The sequence below is a fragment of the Rhodococcus sp. ENV425 genome, assembly GCF_002887785.1.
Taxonomy (GTDB): Bacteria; Actinomycetota; Actinomycetes; order Mycobacteriales; family Mycobacteriaceae; genus Rhodococcus; species Rhodococcus aetherivorans.
Genome location: NZ_PCZU01000141.1, coordinates 1 through 2,182 on the forward strand (window position 1 = coordinate 1; position 2,182 = coordinate 2,182).

Genomic DNA, 2,182 nt, shown 5'->3' on the forward strand with positions numbered 1-2,182 from the left:
GCGCTCGGTACGGGCCTCGGCGGCGCGGCCGAGGGCACCTCGCAGCTCGGTGGCCAGCTTTCGGGAGCCCTCGACGGCACGACGGACGCGTGGTCGTCCATCGACGCCGGCGACGTCTTCGGCAGCGCGGGCGGCACCGGTGGCCTGTTCGGTTCCGCCGACACCGGTGCCGACGCCGATCTGCACGGCGGGATCGACGCCGGCGCCGGTGTCGGCACCGATTCCGACTTCGACACCTTCCTCGGCTGACCCACCGCACGGACCCGGCGCCGGCCCCGCGTGCACCACGCGGGGCCGGCGTTCGTCGCGGAGGACATAATCTCGGTGCAGCCCGCACTCCGACAGAAGGCGAGTCGAAGCGATCACCATGCACACGTCGTCCGCAGATGCCGCCGCTCGCCGCGCGGCCCTCGTCGAACTGATCGACGCGGCCGCCGAACACATCCGCGCCGCCGAGCGCGGTGACCTCGCCGCCAGGCTCGAGGCGGCGCGCACTCGCGTCGTCGACCCCCGGCTGCGGGTCGTCGTCGTCGGCCAGCTCAAACAGGGCAAGAGCCAGTTCGTGAACTCGCTCCTCAACCTCGAGGTGTGCTCGGTCGGCGACGACGAGACCACCGCGGTGCCCACCGTCGTGCAGAACGCCGACCGCACCTTCGCCGAACTCGTGCTCGCCGAGCCCGGCCGCGATCCCGTCCGGGTGGACCTGCCCATCGACGAGTTGCAGCACGTCACGCCCGGCACGCCGCGCGCGGGCGGCCGGGACGTGCTGCGGCTCGAGGTGAACGTGCCGAGCCCGCTGCTCGCCGACGGTCTCGTCCTCGTCGACACCCCCGGTGTCGGCGGGCACGGAAACCCGCACGCCGCAGCAACATTGGGTCTGCTTCCGGCGGCCGACGCGGTGTTCGTCGTCTCCGACGCCAGCCAGGAGTTCACCGAGCCGGAGCTGAGCTTCCTGCGGCAGGTGCTGCAGCTGTGCCCGGCCGCAGCGGTGCTGATCACCAAGACGGACCTGTACCCGCACTGGCGCGAGATCGTCGCCGCCGACCGCGGGCACCTGCAGCGCGCCGGCCTCGACGTGCCCCTGCTGCCCGTCTCGTCGCTGCTGCGCAGTCACGCCCTGCGCCTCGACGACGCGTCGCTGCACGAGGAGTCGGGCTTCGAATCGGTGTACGGGTTCCTCCGTGAGCGGGTCGTCGCGCGCGGCGCCGACGCCGCCCGGCGGTCCGTCGCGCTGGACGTGAAGTCGGTCGTCGAACACGTCGCGCTCGGCCTGGGCAGCGAGCTCGCGGCGCTGCGCGACCCCGAGACCGGTGCGGCGGCCGTCGCGGAACTGCAGCGCGCCAAGTCCGCCGCGGAGGCGCTGCGCACCCGGGCCGCCCAGTGGCAGCAGACCCTGGCCGACGGCATCGCCGACCTCGCCGCCGACATCGACCACGACCTGCGGGACCGGCTGCGCCGGGTCACCCGCGAGGCGGAGGCCACCGTCGACGAATGCGACCCCGGTGAGGAATGGCCGCGGATCGGGGAATGGCTGGGCGAGCAGGTCGCCGAATCCGTGGGCGACAACTTCGTGTGGGCCCACGAACGTTCGGTGTGGCTCGCGGAGGTCGTCGCCCGGCACTTCGCCGACAGCGGTGCGGTGGACCTGCCGGATCTGCGCCTCGGCGACCTCGAGGGGCTGCTCGAGCCCGTCTCCCGGCTCTCGGACCTCGAGTCGGGCCGCATCGGCGTCGGCCAGAAGATGCTCGTGGGAATGAAGGGCTCCTACGGCGGCGTGCTCATGTTCGGGCTCATCACCACGCTCATGGGCATGGCGCTGGTCAACCCGATCTCCGTCGGGGCGGGAGTTGTGCTCGGCACCAAGGCCTATCGCGACGACAAGCAGGCGCGCATCGCCAAGCGCCGCGCCGACGCCAAGGTCGCCGTCCGCAAGTTCACCGACGACGTCGGCTTCCAGGTGGGCAAGGAGTCGAAGGACCGGCTCCGGCTGATCCAGCGCCAGCTGCGCGACCACTTCACCGAGCTGGCCGAGCAGACGCTGCGGTCGCTGTCCGAGTCGCTGCGCGCCGCGCAGGAGGCCGCGACGGTCGAGGAGGCGCAGCGGCAGCGCCGCATCGCCGAACTCGAGACGCACGTGCGTGCGCTGACGACCCTCCGCGAGCGGGCCGCGCAGCTGGCCGGG

The 2,182-nt window shown here is 72.9% G+C and carries 1 protein-coding gene and 1 pseudogene; both read left to right on the plus strand.

The window, feature by feature from the left end; translation table 11 throughout:
• Positions 1-249 (plus strand): annotated as a pseudogene (locus tag CQZ88_RS10950) (hypothetical protein); the annotation flags it as partial.
• A 118-nt stretch (positions 250-367) separates the two neighbouring features.
• Positions 368-2,182: dynamin family protein (locus CQZ88_RS10955; RefSeq protein WP_102799743.1), on the plus strand; the 1,815-nt coding region annotated here is incomplete at its 3' end.